The following is a 20,819-nucleotide window of genomic DNA, read 5'->3' on the forward strand; positions in this document are numbered from 1 at the left end:
TAACAGCTTATTTATGCTTAATTAAAAACAATCAAACTTATGAAAAAAAATCAAAATTCTTGTAACGCCTTATTGGATTTCAGGAATAAAACTCTATTTATTATGAAGGGGCTCAGTTTCTTTTTACTTCTGTTTACATTTTATTCTTTCTCAAATTCCTATTCTCAAAACGCCAAATTGAAAATAGAGATTCAGAATGCTACATTAATGAATGTAATTAAAACTATTGAAAACCAAAGCGAATTTGTTTTTATTTATAAAGATGAAGTTTTACCTGAGTTAAGAAAAGAACTAGGTGATGTTAAAATTAAAGATAAAACGATAAACAAAGTTTTAGAAAGAGTTTTAAATACAGATATATTTAGTTACTCTATTAACGAGCGCCAGATTATTTTGGATAAAAAGGAACAAGTGTCTATCGTTAAATTTCAGTCAAGAACAATTTCAGGAACTATTACAGATGCAAACGGGGTTCCTGTTGCAGGAGTAACTATTGTTGTCGATGGTACTAATCGAGGTGTTGTCTCTGATTTTGATGGTAATTATGCTATAAAGGCGGAAAAAGGTGAAGTTCTTAAAATGAGCTTCATTGGTTTGGAAACAAAATTTATCACTGTCGGCGCTTCAGATACTATCGATGTTGTGATGTCAGAAGATGTTGAAAGCCTAGATGCTGTAGTGGTTACCGGATATCAAAAAATTGATAGAAAACTATTTACAGGTTCTGCATCTACCGTTAAATTAGAAGATGTGAAACTTGAAGGAGTTCCAGATGTTGCAAGAGCTTTACAAGGCCAAGTAGCTGGTGTGGAGATTGAAAATGCATCTGGAACTTTTGGGACGGCTCCAGTAATTAGAATTAGAGGTAACTCATCAATTAATGGTATTAATAAACCTTTATGGGTTATTGATGGCGTTGTTTTAGAAGATGCTGTAGAATTATCAAATCAGGATATAACCACAGGGAATTTAGAAACTATTTTAAGCTCGTCTACAGCAGGAATTGGACCTAACGATATTGAATCTTTTACAGTATTAAAGGATGCTTCTGCAACGGCGCAATACGGGGTGAGGGCTTTGAATGGTGTAATTGTTATTACGACTAAAAGAGGAGAAACAGGAACTCCAAGAATTAATTTTTCTAGCAGTTTAACAACAAGAACAAAACCAACTTACGGTCAATTTAATATATTAAGTTCTGGAGATGAAATGGCGATTAACCAAGAACTTTACGAAAAGGGATGGATTGATATAGCTAACTCTAATACAGCTAGAAATCACGGAGTGTTTTCTGATATGTTTTACAAAATAAGAAATAACGAAATCAATTGGGGCCCAGGAGGAACGCCTAATTACGATTATTTGCAACGTTATGCCGATGCAAATACCGATTGGTTTGATGTGTTATTTAAAAATTCATTTGTTAAAACAAATAGTTTAAGTATTAGTTCTGGTACCGAAAAATCTAAATATAGAGCATCTATTAGCTATATGGATGATGAGGGACAAACTATAGCCGATGATGCTAAAAATCTAACGGCAAATTTAAATGCCGATTTTAAAATTGCTGATAATATAAGTGTTGGGTTTAAATTAACTGGTAATGTTAGAGATCAAAGGGTTGCCGCTTCTCAAGATCGAACATTTGATGCGCTTTCTGGAGTTTTTGAAAGAAATTTTGATATTAATCCATTTAATTTTGCTTTGTATACCAGTAGAAGCATGACGCCTTATGATGAAAGTGGGGATTTACAATATTACAGAAGAAACTGGGCGCCGTTTAACATTTTACATGAAGTAGAAAATAATTATGTAGACTTAGATTTAACAGATTTGTCTTTACAAACTAGTTTTAATTGGGAAATTAATGAAGATTTTACTTTTAATACCGTTTTACAAGGTAGATGGTATGGAAGTAGAGCAGTACAAACTGTGCATGAAAACTCTAATAATGCAGCAGCATATAGAGCGGATGATCCATTATTAGTTAATAGTAATATTTTCTTATTTGATGACCCTGATGCTCCCGAATTAGATCCTTACACAGTATTGCCTAATGGTGGTTTTAGAAATACAACTAATAACACGCTTGTAAATTATTTTATGCGTAATACTCTTAATTACTCAACGCGATTTGGAGACAACCATCAAGTAGATGTTCTTGTTGGTCAAGAAGTACGATCTAGTGATAGAACTAAAGAATATGCCGAAGGGTGGGGATATTTATTTGATAAAGGAGGTCTTGTGTTAAGTGATCCTAATTTTATAAGATTCCTAGATTCTAGAGGTGATGATTATTTCGAAGTTAATGAAACTAGAAATAGAGCTTGGGGTACATTTGCAACGGGAGCATATGCTTTAAAAGGAAAATATATTGTTAACGGTACTTTTAGGTATGATGGAGACAATAGAACAGGTAATTCTAAAACAGCACGTTACTTACCAACATGGAATGTTAGTGGAGCTTGGAATATCCATCAAGAATCATTCATGGATAATGTAGATTGGGTAAACCTATTAAAACTTAAGTCTACTTATGGTTTATCAGGATCTAATCCTTATGATGCTAGTGCGGGTTTAATTGTAAGTGGAGATGAGCCTTTACGTCCGCAAGCATCGGAAAGAGAAATAGCTTTAGTTATCAACCAATTGGAAAATTCAGAATTAACATTTGAGAAATTATACGAATGGAATATTGGTTTAGAAACAGCATTTTTGAATAATCGATTAGGAATTGAATTTGAATATTATAGAAGAAAATCTGAAGATTTAATAGGTTTTGTAGAAACTAACGGTGTTGGTGGTGAAGGACGAAAATTAGGTAATATTGGCGAGCTAGACCGTAATGGTTTTGAGTTTACTTTAAGAACAACCAATTTTGAAACAGAAGATTTTAGATGGACTTCAAATTTCAATTATAGTTATTCTAAAAGTGAGATTACAAATTGGCAATCTCGAGATCGTATTGGCGATGCTATCAGTAGAAATGGCGGTAACTTTGTAGGATATTCCGCTGGCTCGCTATTTTCAATTCCTTTTGCAGGATTAGATGCTAACGGTATACCAACATTTTACGATAAAGATGGAGGTGTTATTCAATATTTAAACTTGCAAGAAAGAGAAGATGTATTAGATTATGTTACTTATGAAGGGCAAACGGAACCTACCTTCTTTGGAGGTTTCAATAATACTATTTCTTATAAAAATTTAGATCTTAATTTTGGTTTTTCATATAGAGGTGGTAATAAAATCCGTTTGGACGATTTATATGATGTGCGTTTAAGTGATGGTTCTGCTAGGTTATATGATGATTTTAGTTCTCAGTCGGGCGACTTAATCAATAGATGGACATTGCCAGGTGATGAAAATGTTACTAATATCCCTGCCATACTTTCAGCTACTGCAGTTGAGGCATTAAGATCTCAAGGATTAAACCCTTTTGATTTATATAATAAAAGTGATATTCGAGTTGCAGATGGGGATTTTGTGAGGCTTAAAAACGTAAAACTTACCTATAGATTCCCTAATAGTTTTATAGATAAAACTTGGATGAAATCTGCATCAATGAGCTTATCTGCTCATAACCTTTGGTTAATTTATTCCGATGATAAATTGAATGGTGTAGATCCAGAGTTTTTTCAATCGGGTGGTGTTTCTTTACCATTAACAAAAACATACACCTTTACTCTTAATTTTAATTTTTAATGCTATGAAGAAAAGATTTATAATACTATTTACTCTAGTTTCATTTTTTTCGTGTGATTCTTATTTAGATGAGGTTCCAGATAATAGGCAGGAAGTAAAGACTTTAGATGATGTTTCAGAGTTATTGGTTTCTGCCTATTCTCGAGCAACTTATAATTTTGTTGAAGCGAAATCAGATAACGCAACGTATATTATTCAAAACACTCAATACCCTTGGATGACCGAAAATTATACTTACGTACCCGTAGTATCTAGCGAGCAACAAGATACGCCTACTTATTTTTGGGATAATACTTATAATGCAATTGCTCATGCTAATCAAGCGTTAGTTGGTTTATCTGAAATAGATGGAGGTGATGACGATTTTAGAAATTCATTAAAAGGAGAAGCCTTAGTTTCTAGAGCTTATAACCACTTTATGTTAGCTAATATATTCGCATTACATTATAGTGAAGCAAATAAAAGTGCTTTAGGTATTCCTTACATTACGGCTCCAGAAACAGAATTAAGTGTTTCTTATGAAAGGGGGACTTTAGAGGAAACATACAATTTAATTGAAAAAGATTTATTAGAAGGACTGCCTTTAATATCTGATGATTATTATGTAGGAACAGGAAAGTATCACTTTAATAAAAGTGCAGCTTACGCTTTTGCTTCTCGTTTTTATTTGTTTAAAGGAGATTACGTAAAATGTATAGAATATTCCAATAAACTTTTAGGGGAGGGCGTAGTGAGTATAAACTATATACGTGATATGGATGAAGTTTTTACAGGTACTGGTTCTGTTCAAATTGCAAATAATTTTATAGACGTATCAAAGCCAAGTAACTTGTTAGTGGTAAGAAAAGAAAGTTTCGCTGTTACTAGATATACTAGGGGATTTCAGGCAAATAGTGCTCTTCTCACTGAAATTTATGACCAAGATAATCCACAAGGATCTTCTGATTTTCGTGATTTAGGTTATGGTTTTTCATCATCATCTGCAAGAACTCCACCTAAGTACACGGAGCTCTTCGAATATACAACATCTACAACGGGGTTTGCTTACTTTATTATGCCAGAGTTGCGTAGTGAAGAGGTGCTTTTAAACAGAATGGAGGCCTATATTATGGAAAATAGATTGGAAGATGCTTTAAATGATTACAACACTATGTCTCCTTTGAGGTATAGTAACGGTGGGCAACTAACCTTAGGAGAGGTAGCTGCATATTATGGAGGTACTGAGAAAGATGCCATGTTTAGTTTGGTAATATCTGAACGTAGAAAAGAATTTCTTAGAGAAGGGTTAAGATGGTTTGATATTAAGCGTTTAGGACTGGAAGTGTATCATGTTGTTTCAACAGATGGAGACGGTAATGTTGTAACTGATGTTACATTGGCTGGTGACGATTTAAGAAAAGCTGAGCAGTTACCGGCTAAAGCAATTGCTAATGGTATTGAGGAAAACCCAGGTTACTAATTATAAAAAAAAAATGAGAACAATGAAAAATACAATTAAATATTTTGCTGTTATAATACTAGCAATATTTAGTATTCAGTGCACATCTGAAGATAGTAATGCGGTATATGTACAGCCTGAATCTGGAGCGTTAACACATCCAAACGATCTTTATTTATACGATAACAATGGAGAAAGTTTGTTTGAAGAATTTAAAACAGCTACACGTTGGAGGTGGAATGATAATTTTATAGATCCATCACAAAGAGCTACACCTATCAATGCGGAATTGGTAATTCCATCCACACAATTGGTCCGTCATTTGTGGATCGAGCCTTATTCGTCGTCTGGAGAAGGTGGAGATAAATTAATTCAAGATTTATTTCCTGCAGAGTTAGTTTATATTGGGTCTTATATATATAAAGATGATGGATCTAGACTTTTAGGGTATGCTGAAGCAGGAGCTCGTGTTACCTTGTTGAATTTGAATAGTTTAGATTTCTCTAATCGAACTTGGCTAGCGAACCCAGGAGGAGGGATTTTGTCAACAGTTCATCATGAATTTTCTCATATAGTACATCAAACTTATGGTATGCCTGTTGGATTTAATACTATTTCTGAAAAATATTTAGGACAAAACTGGTCCAACGGTGTAAGTCGTGATGATGCGATTAAATTGGGAATGGTTAGAAATTACGCAACTTCAAGTGAGTTTGAAGACTTTTGCGAAATTGTATCGCATTTATTAGTTGTAGATAAAGAAACATTCGATGAAGATTTTATTACACAACAAGATTGCTCGTCATTAACAGATCTAGATGAAATTATAAATTGTAGAGAACTTAATGAAGGACGTCAATTAATTCAAAAAAAAGTAGAGTTAGTAGTAGGTTACTATAAAGACAATTTTAACATTGATTTATTAGAGGTTAGAGATATTATTCAAGAGCGATTGGATAATGTAGTGGAAAATGGAGCAATTCCAGATTAATTAAATTATAACTAACATAATAAAAATATAATAATGAAAAATATATTTAATCTTATTACAAAATTAAATTTACTCCTTCTGCTTCTTTTTGCCTTAGGTTGTACAGATAATGATGTTGAACCATTATTCGAGCAGTCGATAAAAGAGAGAACAGACGAGTTTATAGCAAATTATCAAGAAATTTTAACCAAGCCAGAAAATGGATGGGTTGGTGTTTACTCCCCAAATAACTCATTTGGGGCATATACTATGGTTATGGATTTTGATGAAAATGGTAATGTTAAAATTAATTCAGATTATGAAACAGGTGGTCAAGATAATACCATAACTTATAGATTAGACAAAACATTAAAAATTGAATTAGTTTTAGAAACTTACGCAGTTTTTCATGAAATATTTTCTTTAAATGATAATAGTAATCAAGGTGAGTTTGTATTTAATATTCTTTCTGCTACTAGTGAAGAGATAGTACTTGAAAGTAAATTAGATTATGGTGATGATATTACTATTTTTACCTTAAGGCCAGCCGCTGCCGATAGTATTAATTTTGATCAAGTTTATGAGTCTGCTGAACAAATTGAAGGAGATGGAACAGAGTCTGTATTTAGAAATATTTTATTGAATGATGAAGTTATAGCTACTTTTGATTATAATAATTCATCAAGGCTTGCAACTATAAGTTATATAAAAGAAGATGTTACAATATCTGTAAGTGCTCCCATTGCGATTACGGCAACAGGTTTTAGTTTTTTGAAACCAATTGATGTTAATGGTACTAGCTTAATTAGTTTCGAATATAATGAAACAGATAATGTTTATGAAAACATAGATCAAGGTTTAGTAATCTTGTATGATAATATACCAGGTTTACCACTAGCAACACCTGCATTTGCTGGTTATGCAAATTTGAGATATAATTATGTAGATACAGAAAGATCGAGTACTGCATTTAATGATCTTTACGCCAAAACTCAGGAAGATTTCACTAATGCTAATGGTGGTAGAACTATTTATAGATTTTACTTATACAATATATTGCCAGATGCAACAGGAGATCCTTATCTTTCTATACAGTACTTAAGCGGAAGTTCAAGTTACAGTATGAATTACTATTTAGAACGTCAAATTGTTGATGGTAAAATGTATTTTGAGGTTACAGGGCAGAGTGGTAATGCAGATAGTAGAGGTGCAACAGTAGTTGAACTTGTAGATGCTATTGTAACAAGTGCTTCTGGTTTTTATATGAAATATGATGGAACCTTTTCTACTTATACTAATCCTACAGTAACGATGATTAATGGTGATAATACTAAATATGCTATTAATTATTATCAATGGGGGTCTTAATTTTTTAACATAAATAATATGCGTGTTAAAAAGCCAACTTCTAAGTTTTTAGAAGTTGGCTTTTTAGGTTTATAGAACTGAATGTTTTTTTATATTGATTCTTAAATAATTCTCAGCATTTTTCAGCGTTATCATATTTTGTCTTTACATTTGCAACGGTAATATTTGTAAAAGTAAAACCAAAGCAAGATTTTTGTATTTATGAATAAAATAGTTCTATCATTCTTTTGTTTGCTGTTGTTTAATGCGTTAAACGCACAAAATACGCCGCGTGAATTACCCGAGAGCAAGGCACCTAAAACAGAGGAGCAAGATAGTTTGAAGCCTCAAAGTAAACTGTCTAAAGCTGTTTTTGGGAAAGATAAAGAAGACGAGAAGCCGAAAATTCAGGACTATCTTATTATATCTCATGAAAATGATACCACTTTTGTAGATACTACATTGTCTGTGAAAAAAGATTATAAATTCAATTATTTAAGAAAAGATAATTTCGGATTGATAGCCTTTTCAAACTTAGGTCAAACATATAATAGCTTAACTTACAATTTCCAAAGTACCGATTTGGTGCCAAACTTGGGTGCGCGTGCTAGGCATTTCAATTACATGGAAATTGAAGATATTAATTACTACCGTGTACCAACACCGCTGACAGAATTAATGTATAAAACAGCTTTTGAGCAAGGGCAGTTACTCGATGCGTTTTTTACTGTAAATACAAGTCCACGTTTTAATTTTTCCATAGCCTATAAAGGCATGCGTTCCATTGGTAAATACCAACACATTATTACAAGTACGGGTAACTTTAGATTTACATCAAATTATCGGTCTGAGAATGATAGATACCAAGCACGCGGCCATATTGTAACCCAAGATTTATACAACGAGGAAAACGGAGGGCTTCAAGATGAGAGTATTGAGTATTTTGAGTCTGGTGATGAGGAATTTATAGATCGATCTATTCTAGAAGTGAACTTCGAAGATGCCGAAAGTATGCTGAAAGCAAAGCGTTTTCATTTAGAACACAGCTATGCTTTTATAAATCAAAAAGACTCATTGTCTCGTAATAATTTAAGTTTAGGTCAAGTTGTTTCGTTTGAAGATAAGTATTTTGAATACAGCCAATCTAGTGCCGAAACCGATATTTTTGGTGAAGCTTTTAAGAGTTCAAGTTTACAAGATCGTGCAACTTTAGAACATTTTCACAATCAATTTCAATTAAATTATAGCAACAATATTCTTGGCGATGTACAGTTCGATTTAGGTTATGATAATTATAATTACGGTTATGATAAAATCGTTGTTCTAAACGGAACAACAATAACAAACCGTCTTAAAGGTGATATTCTATCGGCTGGTGGAAAATACCACAAGGAATACAAAGGTTTCGATCTTTTAGGTGAAGTAGGATTAAACGTGTCTGGAGATTTCGATGGAAACTTTTTGAAGGCTCAGGCTAGTTTCAAATTAAACGATGATATCAAAGCTATTGCATCGCTTAATCATAGCTCTAAAGCGCCAAATTTCAACTTCTTGCTGTTTCAAAGTGATTATTTAAACTACAACTGGATAAATAATTTCAATAATACAGAAACACAACAATTGGCATTCGAATTAAAATCAGATAAACTAGTTAACTTGAGTGTCGATTATTCTACCATTAGTGACTATGCTTATTTTCATTTAGATGAAACAACTCAGTTGGTCGCGCCAACTCAATACAGCGGCACTATAAATTATTTAAGAGCTAAACTAGATAAGGAAATTAAAGTCGGAAAGTTCGCTTTAAACAATACCTTTATGTACCAAAATGTTACAAATGGTGAAGGTGTTTTAAATGTGCCTGAATTAAACTTACGTAGCACACTCTATTATTCTAGCCATTTGTTTAAAAAGGCGTTGTTTCTTCAAACAGGTGTAACCTTAAATTATTTCTCAAAGTACAACATGAATGCTTACGATCCTGTTTTAGCGGAGTTTTATGTGCAAAACGAACAAGAGATAGGGGAGTTTCCTAGGTTAGATTTCTTCTTAAATGCTAAAATACGTCAAACTCGAATCTATTTAAAAGCAGAACATTTTAATGCAGCCTTTACAGGGTACGATTATTATTCGGCACCTAATTATCCGTATCGAGATTTCTCAATACGTTTTGGTGTGGTTTGGAATTTCTTTTTATAGGAAACGTTTATTGTTATAAAATTTCAGCTAAAGCTTAAAATTAAACTTTAGAAACTAACGATTTTATAAACACAAATCCGAAGCCTAAAAATAGCATCAGGTGAAAAGGGAAGAGCCCAAAATCGCCTCCTTGGTTACCAACAATAAAAGCACTGTACATACCAAAACCGAAGTAAGCCATAAGTAGGCCTTCAAAAATAACGTTGATAGATACTGTTTTCTTTATGTATTGGTTTGTTTTTAAGTTGTCTTTAAACTTACTAATGTTGAATTTTGGTGTACGTACAAATTCACTTTTCTTACCAATATGACCTTCAATTACAGCAATAGTATTGTGTAGTGAAAAACCCATAGCTATTGAGAAAAAGACAAAGAACATGGCTATATAATTTACAAAGTTCTTTACGCCGCCACCATAGATGTTTTTATACATTACCCAATAGCAGATAAAGAATATTAGTGTGCTTATCACAAAGAAACTCATTACAATAAAATACGTTTTTAAGTGCGCGTATTCATTTTTTATGTAAAGCATTGGTATACTCAAAATAGCAACTAATAAAATATTTAAAAACATGGTGCTGTTCAGTAAATGCAACAAGCCGTGTATTTTTGTTTTAGTTGAAATGTTTTTACTTTTAAGAACACGCCATTTCATTTTCTTAAAATTTTCTGCTCCACCTTTATTCCATCTAAACTGTTGCGAACGTGCGGCACTAATAACAACTGGAAGTTCTGCAGGAGTTTCTACATCTTCTAAATACTTGAATTTCCAGTTTTTAAGTTGTGCACGGTAACTTAAATCTAGATCTTCAGTCAAGGTATCACCTTCCCAGTTTCCTGCGTCGAGAATGCAAGCTTTACGCCATAAACCAGCGGTACCATTAAAATTTATAAAATGTCCTTTACTGTTTCGTCCTACTTGTTCTAGGGTAAAATGCGCATCTAGAGCAAAGGCTTGTATTTTAGTAAGTATAGAGTAATTTCTATTGATGTGTCCCCAACGGGTTTGCACAACACCAATTTCAGAATCTTTAAAATAAGGAACCGTTTGTTTTAACCAGTCTTTTTTAGGAAGAAAATCGGAATCGAAAATGGCAATAAATTCACCTTTAGCAATCTCTAAACCTTCTTTTAAAGCACCTGCTTTAAACCCAACTCTATTTGTACGGGTAATGTGCTTAATATCCAAACCTGTTGCTTTAAGTACTTCTACTTGAGCTCTTGTAGTCTCTATGGTTTCATCTGTAGAATCGTCTAAAACCTGAATCTCTAATTTGTCATTTGGATAATCAATTTCTGCTATATTATCCAGTAACCGTTGCATAACATACATTTCATTGTAAACAGGAAGTTGTATGGTAACAAAAGGAATTTCATCTGGATTGGATAAATCGAATTTTACAGATTTATCGGTTTTTCTTTTCGCCGATAAGTAATTGAAAAGTAAGTTAAGTTGTGCCAATGCATACATTAAAATAAGTAGTAATGCAATGGTGTAAATTGTAATTATTATGCTCTCTAAAATCATTTCTTTATGCTGTATTTAAAAATCCATCCCAAGATTTTTGCGCCTGCAAATATAGCCCCTTTTACCGTACCAGACACTTTTGAGACGCCTATTCTGTTTCTATAATTAACAGGGACTTCTGTGTAAGATAATTTTTGCTTTAAAGCCTTTAGTTGCATCTCTACAGTCCAACCATAAGTTTTATCCTCCATGTTAAGAGCTAGTAACTTATTGTATTTTATGGCTCTAAATGGTCCAAGATCTGTAAATTTAGCGTTAAAAAACAAGCTCATTAAGGTTGTTGCTAGCCAATTCCCAAAAATTTGTGGCATAGTCATCGACCCAGCTTCTCTTAATTCTTTTACACGGGCTCCAATAACAAAATCTAAATTATCATTAATTATAGGTGAAACTATTTTAGTAAGCTCTTCGGGGTAATCGCTATAATCACCATCTAGAAACACAATAATATCTGGTTTTTTAGATTGGTTAGCAATATACTCCATGCCTTTTAAACAAGCATATCCATAACCTTTATTTGTTTCTTTTAAAACGGTAGCACCTGCATTTCTGGCATTAATTTCTGTATCGTCGGTAGAGTTGTTGCTTACCACAATAACTTCGTTAACAATGTCAGGAATGGCTTTAATAACATGTGTAATGGAATCTGCTTCGTTGTATGCAGGAATTATGACTTTTATTTGGGTCATCTTAAATTAAGTAGGTTGTTTTCTTTTTTAAAATCTTTTAGGTTGTACCATTCTTTAATTTTTTTACCCGCATTGTATTTGCTAGCAGAAATAATATCGCCGTTTTTATACTTTAAACAATATCCGTTTTTCTGATTAAATTTAAGTTGACACTTGTGGCTAACCTGTCCTGAATGGTCATAAAACACCCACCAATTTGTTTTTTTTCCGTTAACAAAGTGGCCTTCGCTTTCTTTTAATCCATTTGGGGCGTAAAAATACCAATATTCTATAGGATTATTGTTTGAAAAGTGACCTTCTTTTTTAATTTGGCCATTATCGTAGTAAAATTTCCAATAATCTTCTTTTTTATCCTGCTTAATCCAGCCTTCAGATTCTAAACTTCCGTTTTCGTAAAATGTTTTTACATAAGTCTCATTGTCAAAACTATTGAAAGACATAGAAACTAAAAGCAGGTAGCAGATATATTTCATTATTTTTTATTTACTAAATCCATTAAATCAACATCGTTACCAAGTAAAACATCTGTTGGATTTATACGGCCTTCTTCTGGTCCGTTTTCTAATTTTAAAACTCCTCTTGGGCAAACTGCAGAACAAACTCCACAACCTACACAACTAGAGCGTACAATATTTTCTCCTTTTTGTGCATAAGCTCTAACATCAATACCTTGCTCACAGTAAGTAGAACAGTTTCCACAAGAAATACATTGCCCTCCATTTGTTGTAATTCTAAATCTAGATTTAAAACGTTGTACAAAACCTAAATATGCAGCTAAAGGGCATCCAAAACGACACCAAACACGGTTACCGAAAATAGGGTAGAAGCCCGTACCAATTACACCAGCAAAAATAGAACCGATTAAAAAGCCATATATATCTTGTATGGTTTGTGTTTTAATACCTAATACTTGGCCTTCACCAGAAAAGAAAGTGTACAGAGCAAAACCCGTCATGACTAAAACAAATATCAAAACAGAATGGATTATAATACGTTCTACTCTCCAAGATAATAATGTTTTACTAGAAAGTTGTCTGTATGGATCTCCTAATGTTTCGGCTAAACCTCCACAGCCGCAAACCCAAGAACAATACCATCTTTTTCCGAAGAAGTAAACCATTACCGGTACTACTATAATAGTTAAAACAATACCCCAAACTAATATGAATAAGCCAAAAGCACCACTAGCAAGAAGTTCTTCTAAATTCCATCTAAAGAAAAAATCGTAATCTAAAGGGAACGCATTTTTAAAATCGTACCAAGGTTTCTCAAAACGCACTAGAATTTCTGGAATTAAGAAAGCAAATACAATTTGAAAGAATAAAACAGATGTCGTTCTTAATATTTGATATTTGTTATGGCGGTATTTAATATACATTCTAACAGCCATTACCGACATTACTGTACAGTATAGAAAGCCATATAAAAACCATTGACTTGCAGGATTTCCGCTTATAGATTTGCTAATAGGGTCTACTAAATATACCCAGTTTACAATATAATCAGGAAAGAAATAAAGTAGAATGTAGAATGTAACTAAAAAGATAAATGCAAACCAACCAATCCAACCGCGGTTTGTGGCAGCATTCAGAAAAACACCATTGTTTTTAATACCAGGTTTTCCTAGTAAAATAACATCCGGAACTATATACATAAGTGCTCCAATAATAGCTAAGCCAAACGTTAGAAACCACATAAGGCCAGTACTATCTGGAGCAGGACCTTTTCCTGCTGATTTAGCTAGTGAAAAACTTAAACTATGCGGTTTTCCTGAGATTTTATATTGAAATTGTTTTCCTTTTTCGTCCCAATTTTTTTCAGCATCATACTTCTTAATAAGATTGTCATAATGATTGTTAGATGCAGCATATGCATTTCTAACCGCATTAGAAAACTGAAAAATGTTTAAATCGTTAGTGGTAACAACAGCTTTTTGTAGAGCTTCACCTATAACTTCGCTTTTATAATTTTGCTCTTTTAAAAACGTATCTAACTCAGCTTGTTTTAAACTGAAAGAACCTGTGAAAATGGTTCCTATGAAAATGGCAAGTCCTAATAGAAAAAGGACTAAACCGGTTTGTTTTATTGCTTTCATATCTTATGCTTTGCTAAAAATACGTTTCCAGCTTTTCTTTTTTAATTGAATGTTAGTGTTGTTCTCTTGGTTGAATTTTGCAACGATTTCCTTTTCGTGAAGTTTGTAAAATTCAGGATCGAAATTAGCATCGGCTAAGTGTTCTAAAACATAATCTACCGTGCGCTTTTCATTTAAAACCTTGTCGAAAAATTCGTGACGCATTCGTATTCCGAAGTTGTTAATACCAATAAATTCTCGAGTGGTTTTATCGTAATTAATATGAATACATTTTTTACCATCTTCATGTTCCCAATAAAAACGTGATTCATGGTCTTTAGCTTGTGCCCAAACCCAACCATAAGTTTGGTATTCTATATCGATAAATTTGGCAGAATTAAACCAATGCCCAGGTTTGTATTGTGTTTTATTATCGCAAATAGTTTGTGCTAAAGTTTCTCCCATCATACGGCCCGTATACCAAACGGCTTCAATAGGGCGACGTTGGTCAATACCTTCATGTTGCTCGGCACAATCGCCAATAGCATAAACATCTTTTACATTAGTTTCTAGGTAACGATTCACTTTTACGCCTCGACCTATTTCAATACCAGAATCTCTTAAAAAATCTATATTTGGAGCAACTCCTGCGGTTAATCCAACCACATTACAAGGAAGTTCTTCTCCTGTTTCATCAATAATAACCGATTTAACATTGCCGTTTTCATCAGCAACTATCTCTTTTAAGTTGGTAGAAAGGCGTAAATCTATACCGCTACTTAAAATTTCACGGTTTATCATGTTGCTTTCACCTTCTGGTAATACACCATTCCAAAAACTATTTTCTCTTACTAAAAATGTTACCGGAATATGGCGAGAGTGTAGCATTTCGGCCATTTCAATACCAATTAATCCGCCTCCCACAATTACGGCACGTTTACACACTTTGTTATTTGGAGCATATTTTTCTAGATTTTCTAAATCTTGTTTATGGTACATGCCCATAACGCCATCTAGATCTTGACCAGGCCAACCAAATTTGTTTGGTTTACTTCCGGTAGCTATAATAAGCTTGTCGTAGGTTAAAGAATCTCCATCTGCAAAGTGAAGCGTTTTATTTTCAGTCTCAACTGTTTTAACAAAAGCCTTTTTTAATTCTATTCTATTCTTTTTCCAAAACCAATTTTCATAGGGTTGCGTATGTTCAAACGTCATGTGCCCCATGTATACATACATAAGTGCTGTTCGAGAGAAAAAATATTCGGTTTCAGCCGATATAATAGTAATTTTTTTATCAGAAAGTTTTCTAATGTGTCGCGCTGCGGTAACACCCGAAATTCCATTCCCGATTATAACAATATGTTCCATAATTTTTAGAATTGTGATTCTTTAGGTCGTTTTAAAGATAAGAACTTAACTTGGTGCATTAATTTAGAATAGATTTAAATAGAGAGGGCCTCTGTAAGGCAAAGCCTAATTGTCAGACTTTTCAAAAAACTTTTTTAAAGTGTAAGTTGGCTAACAAATAAAAAGCAAGAGGAAGTTTTACTTTGTATCATTAAAATTTATAAAATGAAAAAACATATTATTATAGTATTTACCATGAGCTTATTATCGGTTACGAGTTTTGCTCAAAACACAAACGAATTCTTTTCTAAAGCCGATGCTTTTTTTAAAACCTATGTAGTTAATGGTAAAGTAGATTATTCTAAAATACACAACGAACCTAAAACTTTAGATGAGGTTTTAAAATTAGCCGAAGGTATTCCGGTATCAAAAACAGATGCTAGTGTTTACCAAGCATTTTGGATAAACGCTTATAACTTATCAGTAATAAAAGGCATTGTAGATAACTATCCGCTAAACTCTCCTCTAGATAAAAAAGGCTTTTTTGATAAAACAACATATGCTTTAGGTGGTAAAAACACAACGTTAAATAATATAGAACATAAACTTTTACGAGAGGTTTTCAATGATGCTAGATTTCACTTTGTACTTGTTTGTGGCGCTGTAGGTTGCCCTCCATTAATAAGTAAAGCATATTTGCCTAAAACAGTAGATAGCCAAATGACGAAGCAAACTAAAATTGCCCTTAATGGAAGCTTTTTAAAGGTGAATGCTAAAAAGAAACGTGTTGAGGCTTCTCAAATTATGGAATGGTATAAAGGCGATTTTACCATGAATGGGAAAAATGAAATTGACTTTATTAACCTTTACAGAACTGAGAAAATAGCTGCCGATTTTAAACTGAGTTACTTTCCTTATAACTGGAAAACTAACGCGCTATAATACTAATTTTAAAACACATAATGATGAAAAAAATACTAACAACTTTATTATTAACTATATCTTTAGTGGGCTTTGCTCAAGAAGATACTACTGAAAATGAAAAAAGTAATATTCAAACCTATACACCATCAAAACTATTAAGTAGTGGCCAATGGGATATTAAATGGTTTAATAATTTATATACGGAAACCAAAGATTTATTTGGGCCAAATGGTTCAAAACAAGATATACCGAGAAATACATTTTTTACGTCTACGCTGGATGTTTTTACGGGTATTTCAGCTAACAGTAAATTAAATGTTGGTTTGTTATTAGAGTTTCGTTCCAATGTTGTTGCAGGTAGAGACGCTTTAGATGTTTTTAAATTTGATGGAGAAACAAATTCAGCACGTTCTGGTTTAACATCTTTCGCACCAGCAATAAAATTTAATCCTATAAAAGGTGTTGGTAATTTTACTATTCAAACCGCTTTTCATATTCCTTTAATAGACAATGAAACTGAAAACGGTGTGTTTTTAGATCAAAAAGGATTTATTTTTCAAAACCGTTTCTTCTACGATTATAGTTTTTCGGGTGATAAATGGCAATTATTCTCAGAGCTTAACACAGAGTATAACTTTGGAAAAAAAGAAGATAGCTTTGCAAACAATAGCCTGCGTTTAACACCTGGCGTATTTTTAAGTTATTTCCCAAGTTCTAAATTTACTGTATTAGGGTTGATACAACACTCACAATTAATTGATGCTGGAAATGATTTCTCTCAAGATTTTACAGCACTTGGTGGTGGTTTAAAATATCAATTAACAGATGTTCTCAATGTAGAAACCCTTTATACAGGCTTTGTGAGAGGTAATGATACAGGGCTAGGGCAATCTTTTAACATAGGTTTAAGAGCTTTGTTTTAATGTTTAGTAGTAAATTAGGAGCAAAAAAACTTTTTTAATGAGAAGAAATATATTCCTAGTTTTACTTACCCTGTTTATTTTACAGAGTTGTAATGCCCAACCAAAAAAAATAAATGGTGTTAGTTTTGTAGCCTCTCGAGAAGCTATTTCTCAAAAAAATGTAATGCCAGTAATTAATATAAATGCCAATTTTGCGGCAGTTATGCCTTTTGGTTTTATTAGAGATATTACGCATCCCGAAATTGCTTTTAATACACAAAGGCAGTGGTTAGGCGAAACTAAAAATGGTGCACAGCAATATGCCGTAGAACTTCAAAAGCACGGTATAAAAATAATGATAAAACCTCAAATTTGGGTGAGTCATGGCGTGTATACTGGGCATATAGAAATGGCTACGGAAGCAAACTGGAAAGTTTTCGAACAATCGTACTCTAAATTTATTTTAGAATATGCCAAGTTAGCCGAAGAGGTAAATGCCGATATATTTTGTATTGGTACAGAACTAGAAAAGTTTGTTGCAAACAGACCAGAATACTGGAACAATTTAATTGTAGAAATTAAAAAGATTTATAACGGTAAATTCACTTACGCTGCCAATTGGGATGAGTTTAAACGTACTCCCTTTTGGGCGCAAATGGATTATATAGGTATAGATGCTTATTTTCCGGTTAGCGAAACCAAAACACCAACAGTTGCGGAGTGTATGGCTAATTGGGGCACGCATAAAGCGGTTATTAAAAGTACATCGGAAACTTATAAAAAGCCGATACTATTTACAGAATTTGGTTACCGAAGTGTCGATTTTACGGGTAAAGAACCTTGGCGAAGCGATAGAGCTATGGATTCCGTAAACCTAGAAGCACAGACTAATACGTCTGAAGCTTTGTTTAAAACCTTTTGGATGGAAGATTGGTTTGCTGGAGGGTTTATTTGGAAATGGTTTCATAACCATGAAAAATCAGGTGGAGAAAATAACTCGAGGTTTACGCCACAAAATAAACCTGTAGAACAGTTAATAAAATCTCATTATGAGGCTTATAAGTAATTTAAAACTTTTAATAATATGCTTATTTATTAGCGCTTGCGATAGCGATGATGGTGCTGAGTTGCTTTTAAATAATAATACCATTTTATCTGAAGTTTTAAGCGTTAATATCTACGAAGAAGATGCTGTTATAGCTTGTGCGGCTAGCACAGATTATGATGCTAATTTGGTTAATGTTTATTTTTATCCAGAAGCAGGAGCTCAATCTTTTAAATTATATGAAACCGATGCTTTTACGGTAAATGGCGAAGATTTTTCAGAATACAATTTTATTGATTTAGAAACCAAACCACTTTTTAATGGCGCTTTGCGCTTTTTTGAAACCACATCTAATGCTGCTTGGTTTACGGTGGTTTATCAGGTGGGTGATGTTATAAAAGTTGCAACACCTGTTCGGAATAAAAAAAGCAGTCAACCATCGCAGTGGACCGATGAGGTGCTTATTAATCAACAGCAATCAGGAATGCCAATTTTTTCATGGGATGTGCTTTCCGAAGAAAACAATGCTATTTTCTTTGAAGTTTTAACTACAGAGAGTTCCGATTTAATCTCAGGAACCTATACCTATAACAATCAATTTCAATATTATAAACTCGATAATGTGGTGCTAAATATTACTCCAGATACACCGCCAAATTTAATATCGGGAAATAATTATATATTTACAGTAATGGACGTGAGCTTGGATAATTGGGTAAACCAAGTGATTATGACGCCATTTACTGTAGAATAATGAAAAAAACTTTACTTTTTATTTTATTAATAACCTTTGCTCATGGTGTGGCTCAAAACCATATGGTGGCCGATTTAAAAATTCAGGGGAATAATAAATTAAAAACATCTTTCATTAAAAGTTTAGCGTCTATAAAAGGTGGTAGCATTTTAGATTCAACCATTATAGAGCAAGATATTAAACGATTAAAGCGTTTGCCGTCGGTTGCTCATGCGTATTATCAAGTTTTTTTGTCAGATGATGGTGCTTACAATGTGTTTTATGGCATTGAAGAAAACTTTACCCTTATTCCTTCACTTAATATTTATACTACCGATAACGATGAGTTTGCCTACCGCGTAGGTTTGGCAGAATTTAATGCTTTGGGCAGAAATATTGCCGTTGGTGGTTTTTATCAAAAAGATGTTTTTAATAGTTATGCTTTAAACTTTAGAGCGCCTTATTTGTTTTCTAAACGGTTTGGTTTGGCTTTTAACCTGCAAAGTTTAACGACTCTAGAACCTGTGTTTTTCAATAATACATCGGCTAATTATAGGTATAATAATAAGTCTGTAGAAATCTCTGGTTTGTACGAGTTTAATTTTAGTAATAAGCTCGAAATTGGATTAAATAGTTTTGAGGAAGATTACCAATACCAAAGTGGTGAAACTAGCGAAAATGTGCCGCTAGAACTCAATATACCCAAGTGGCTTATAAAGGGTATTTACGATTATAATATGTTAGATTATTTTTATCAATATATTTCCGGATTCCGAAGTCAGTTTAATTTTCAGTTTGTAACCTCTAATCAAGATGGGGTTGATGATTTCTATATAGGCTGGAACGATTTTTTTATTTTCAAACGCGTTGGCGAAAAAGGGAATTGGGCAAATAGAGTTCGGTTAGGTTTAGCATCTAACAACGATACGCCTTTTGCACCATTTTCTGTAGATAACAATATTAATATACGTGGCGTAGGAAATACTATAGATAGAGGCACCGGAGTTATTGTTGTGAATACCGAATATCGCCACACACTTTTCGAGAAAGATTGGTTTGTTCTACAAGGTAATGCCTTTATAGATGCTGGTTCTTGGCGAAATCCCGGTGGCGAACTATCCGATTTTAGTAGAAGTGAAAACATGAAACTTTACCCAGGCATTGGGTTGCGGTTTTTTCATAAGAAGATCTATAATGCTGTTTTTAGAATAGATTACGGCTATGGTATTTCTAAAAACGCCACGCAAGGTTTAGTATTTGGTATTGGTCAGTACTTTTAATTTTTTGATACTTTACCGTTATTTTTTTTTAATTGCTGAAGTTGTTTTACGTAAAAAAAACTTATTTTTATTCGGAAGAAAATTCTTTCGGTATAGAGAGGTGGGATATTTCTATGAATCATATACCTTAGTTACCTGCAAGCTGAAAAACAGAACTTATGAAAAAAATCGGAACATTAATTTTACTGTTAATTTCCTCAAATATATTTGGACAAAACCTCTCTGAATGTGGAATTGACAATAATCCGAAACTCACTCAAGTGGAGTCTGAATATCTGAACGCATATCTGAATGAAAAACTAAACGGATTTGACTTTAAGGACAAAAAAGTGATTTTCATAACTGGGAATAGCGGTAACCGAATTGGAACTAAAAAGGAATATTTTGAGCACATAAAAAAGTGGGATGAGAAAAACTCTAAAGTAGCGACTGGTATTGATATTCTGACTAATGAGCAAAAATCGGAATCTGGAGGATACGATGTTATTGTGACTTATTGGGTCAAGGTTTTGACAGAAAAACGGAAAAATAAAATATTAATAGGAATAAAAGCCAGCAGGTAACATTGTATAAAAACAATGCTTAGTTTAGTGCTTAATCAAAGGTTAGTGCGCTTTTTCTAGCTTCTGATTTTT

Annotated in this window: 16 protein-coding genes; 11 read left to right on the plus strand and 5 right to left on the minus strand. The window is 33.1% G+C overall.

Annotation, left to right across the window (positions count from 1 at the left end; all coding sequences use genetic code 11):
- Nucleotides 1–39 precede the first annotated feature (39 nt).
- The 5 genes from DFQ06_RS17810 (at nucleotide 40) to DFQ06_RS17830 (ending at nucleotide 9,659) form a co-directional block, all read left to right on the plus strand.
- Entirely contained in the window at nucleotides 40–3,705 is a 3,666-nt protein-coding gene (locus tag DFQ06_RS17810) for a SusC/RagA family TonB-linked outer membrane protein (protein ID WP_133969188.1), read from the plus strand.
- Nucleotides 3,706–3,709: 4 nt separating this feature from the next.
- Entirely contained in the window at nucleotides 3,710–5,164 is a 1,455-nt protein-coding gene (locus DFQ06_RS17815; RefSeq protein WP_133969190.1) for a RagB/SusD family nutrient uptake outer membrane protein, read from the plus strand.
- Between the two features lie 22 nt (nucleotides 5,165–5,186).
- Entirely contained in the window at nucleotides 5,187–6,134 is a 948-nt protein-coding gene (locus tag DFQ06_RS17820) for a substrate import-associated zinc metallohydrolase lipoprotein (protein WP_042505190.1), read from the plus strand.
- Nucleotides 6,135–6,167: 33 nt separating this feature from the next.
- Entirely contained in the window at nucleotides 6,168–7,481 is a 1,314-nt protein-coding gene (locus tag DFQ06_RS17825; RefSeq protein WP_042505189.1) for a DUF4302 domain-containing protein, read from the plus strand.
- A 201-nt stretch (nucleotides 7,482–7,682) separates the two neighbouring features.
- Entirely contained in the window at nucleotides 7,683–9,659 is a 1,977-nt protein-coding gene (locus DFQ06_RS17830) for a putative porin (RefSeq protein ID WP_074939018.1), read from the plus strand.
- A gap of 40 nt (nucleotides 9,660–9,699) precedes the next feature.
- On the opposite strand, the gene DFQ06_RS17835 is transcribed toward DFQ06_RS17830, so the two are convergent.
- From DFQ06_RS17835 to DFQ06_RS17855, 5 genes are read right to left on the minus strand one after another with little or no spacing between them, the layout of a single operon-like run.
- Nucleotides 9,700–11,190 (minus strand): cellulose synthase family protein, encoded by a 1,491-nt coding sequence (locus tag DFQ06_RS17835; RefSeq protein WP_042505187.1) that lies wholly within the window; start codon nucleotides 11,188–11,190, stop codon nucleotides 9,700–9,702.
- Nucleotides 11,187–11,879: a glycosyltransferase family 2 protein gene (locus tag DFQ06_RS17840; RefSeq protein WP_133969194.1), complete on the minus strand. Its 693-nt coding sequence runs from the start codon at nucleotides 11,877–11,879 to the stop codon at nucleotides 11,187–11,189. Before DFQ06_RS17840 ends, DFQ06_RS17835 begins: the two co-directional genes overlap by 4 nt.
- Nucleotides 11,876–12,352 carry a toxin-antitoxin system YwqK family antitoxin gene (locus DFQ06_RS17845; protein ID WP_074939022.1) on the minus strand — a complete coding sequence of 159 codons (477 nt, stop codon included), beginning with the start codon at nucleotides 12,350–12,352 and terminating at the stop codon, nucleotides 11,876–11,878. Before DFQ06_RS17845 ends, DFQ06_RS17840 begins: the two co-directional genes overlap by 4 nt.
- Nucleotides 12,352–13,974 carry a 4Fe-4S binding protein gene (locus tag DFQ06_RS17850; RefSeq protein WP_133969196.1) on the minus strand — a complete coding sequence of 541 codons (1,623 nt, stop codon included), beginning with the start codon at nucleotides 13,972–13,974 and terminating at the stop codon, nucleotides 12,352–12,354. The genes DFQ06_RS17845 and DFQ06_RS17850 overlap by 1 nt, the downstream gene beginning before the upstream one ends.
- A gap of 3 nt (nucleotides 13,975–13,977) precedes the next feature.
- Nucleotides 13,978–15,321, minus strand: coding sequence for an NAD(P)/FAD-dependent oxidoreductase (locus DFQ06_RS17855; RefSeq protein WP_133969198.1), 1,344 nt, complete (start codon nucleotides 15,319–15,321; stop codon nucleotides 13,978–13,980).
- Nucleotides 15,322–15,525: 204 nt separating this feature from the next.
- Between DFQ06_RS17855 and DFQ06_RS17860 the strand changes: the two genes are divergently transcribed.
- The 6 genes from DFQ06_RS17860 to DFQ06_RS17885 all read left to right on the plus strand — a co-directional run bounded on the left by DFQ06_RS17860 (nucleotide 15,526) and on the right by DFQ06_RS17885 (nucleotide 20,747).
- Nucleotides 15,526–16,242, plus strand: coding sequence for a DUF547 domain-containing protein (locus tag DFQ06_RS17860; protein WP_162857689.1), 717 nt, complete (start codon nucleotides 15,526–15,528; stop codon nucleotides 16,240–16,242).
- A 20-nt stretch (nucleotides 16,243–16,262) separates the two neighbouring features.
- Nucleotides 16,263–17,147, plus strand: coding sequence for a hypothetical protein (locus DFQ06_RS17865; protein WP_133969200.1), 885 nt, complete (start codon nucleotides 16,263–16,265; stop codon nucleotides 17,145–17,147).
- A gap of 37 nt (nucleotides 17,148–17,184) precedes the next feature.
- Complete coding sequence (locus DFQ06_RS17870) at nucleotides 17,185–18,192, plus strand: glycoside hydrolase family 113 (protein ID WP_133969202.1); 1,008 nt, start codon at nucleotides 17,185–17,187, stop codon at nucleotides 18,190–18,192.
- Nucleotides 18,176–18,925 carry a hypothetical protein gene (locus DFQ06_RS17875; RefSeq protein WP_133969204.1) on the plus strand — a complete coding sequence of 250 codons (750 nt, stop codon included), beginning with the start codon at nucleotides 18,176–18,178 and terminating at the stop codon, nucleotides 18,923–18,925. The genes DFQ06_RS17870 and DFQ06_RS17875 overlap by 17 nt, the downstream gene beginning before the upstream one ends.
- Nucleotides 18,925–20,184, plus strand: a complete 1,260-nt coding sequence (locus tag DFQ06_RS17880; protein ID WP_133969206.1) for a POTRA domain-containing protein — start codon at nucleotides 18,925–18,927, stop codon at nucleotides 20,182–20,184. Before DFQ06_RS17875 ends, DFQ06_RS17880 begins: the two co-directional genes overlap by 1 nt.
- A gap of 158 nt (nucleotides 20,185–20,342) precedes the next feature.
- The gene (locus DFQ06_RS17885; protein ID WP_133969215.1) at nucleotides 20,343–20,747 is read left to right on the plus strand and encodes a DUF8192 domain-containing protein; all 405 of its coding nucleotides are present in this window, start codon (nucleotides 20,343–20,345) and stop codon (nucleotides 20,745–20,747) included.
- Nucleotides 20,748–20,819 lie beyond the last annotated feature (72 nt).

Source organism: Algibacter lectus, assembly GCF_004368925.1.
Classification (GTDB): Bacteria; Bacteroidota; Bacteroidia; order Flavobacteriales; family Flavobacteriaceae; genus Algibacter; species Algibacter lectus.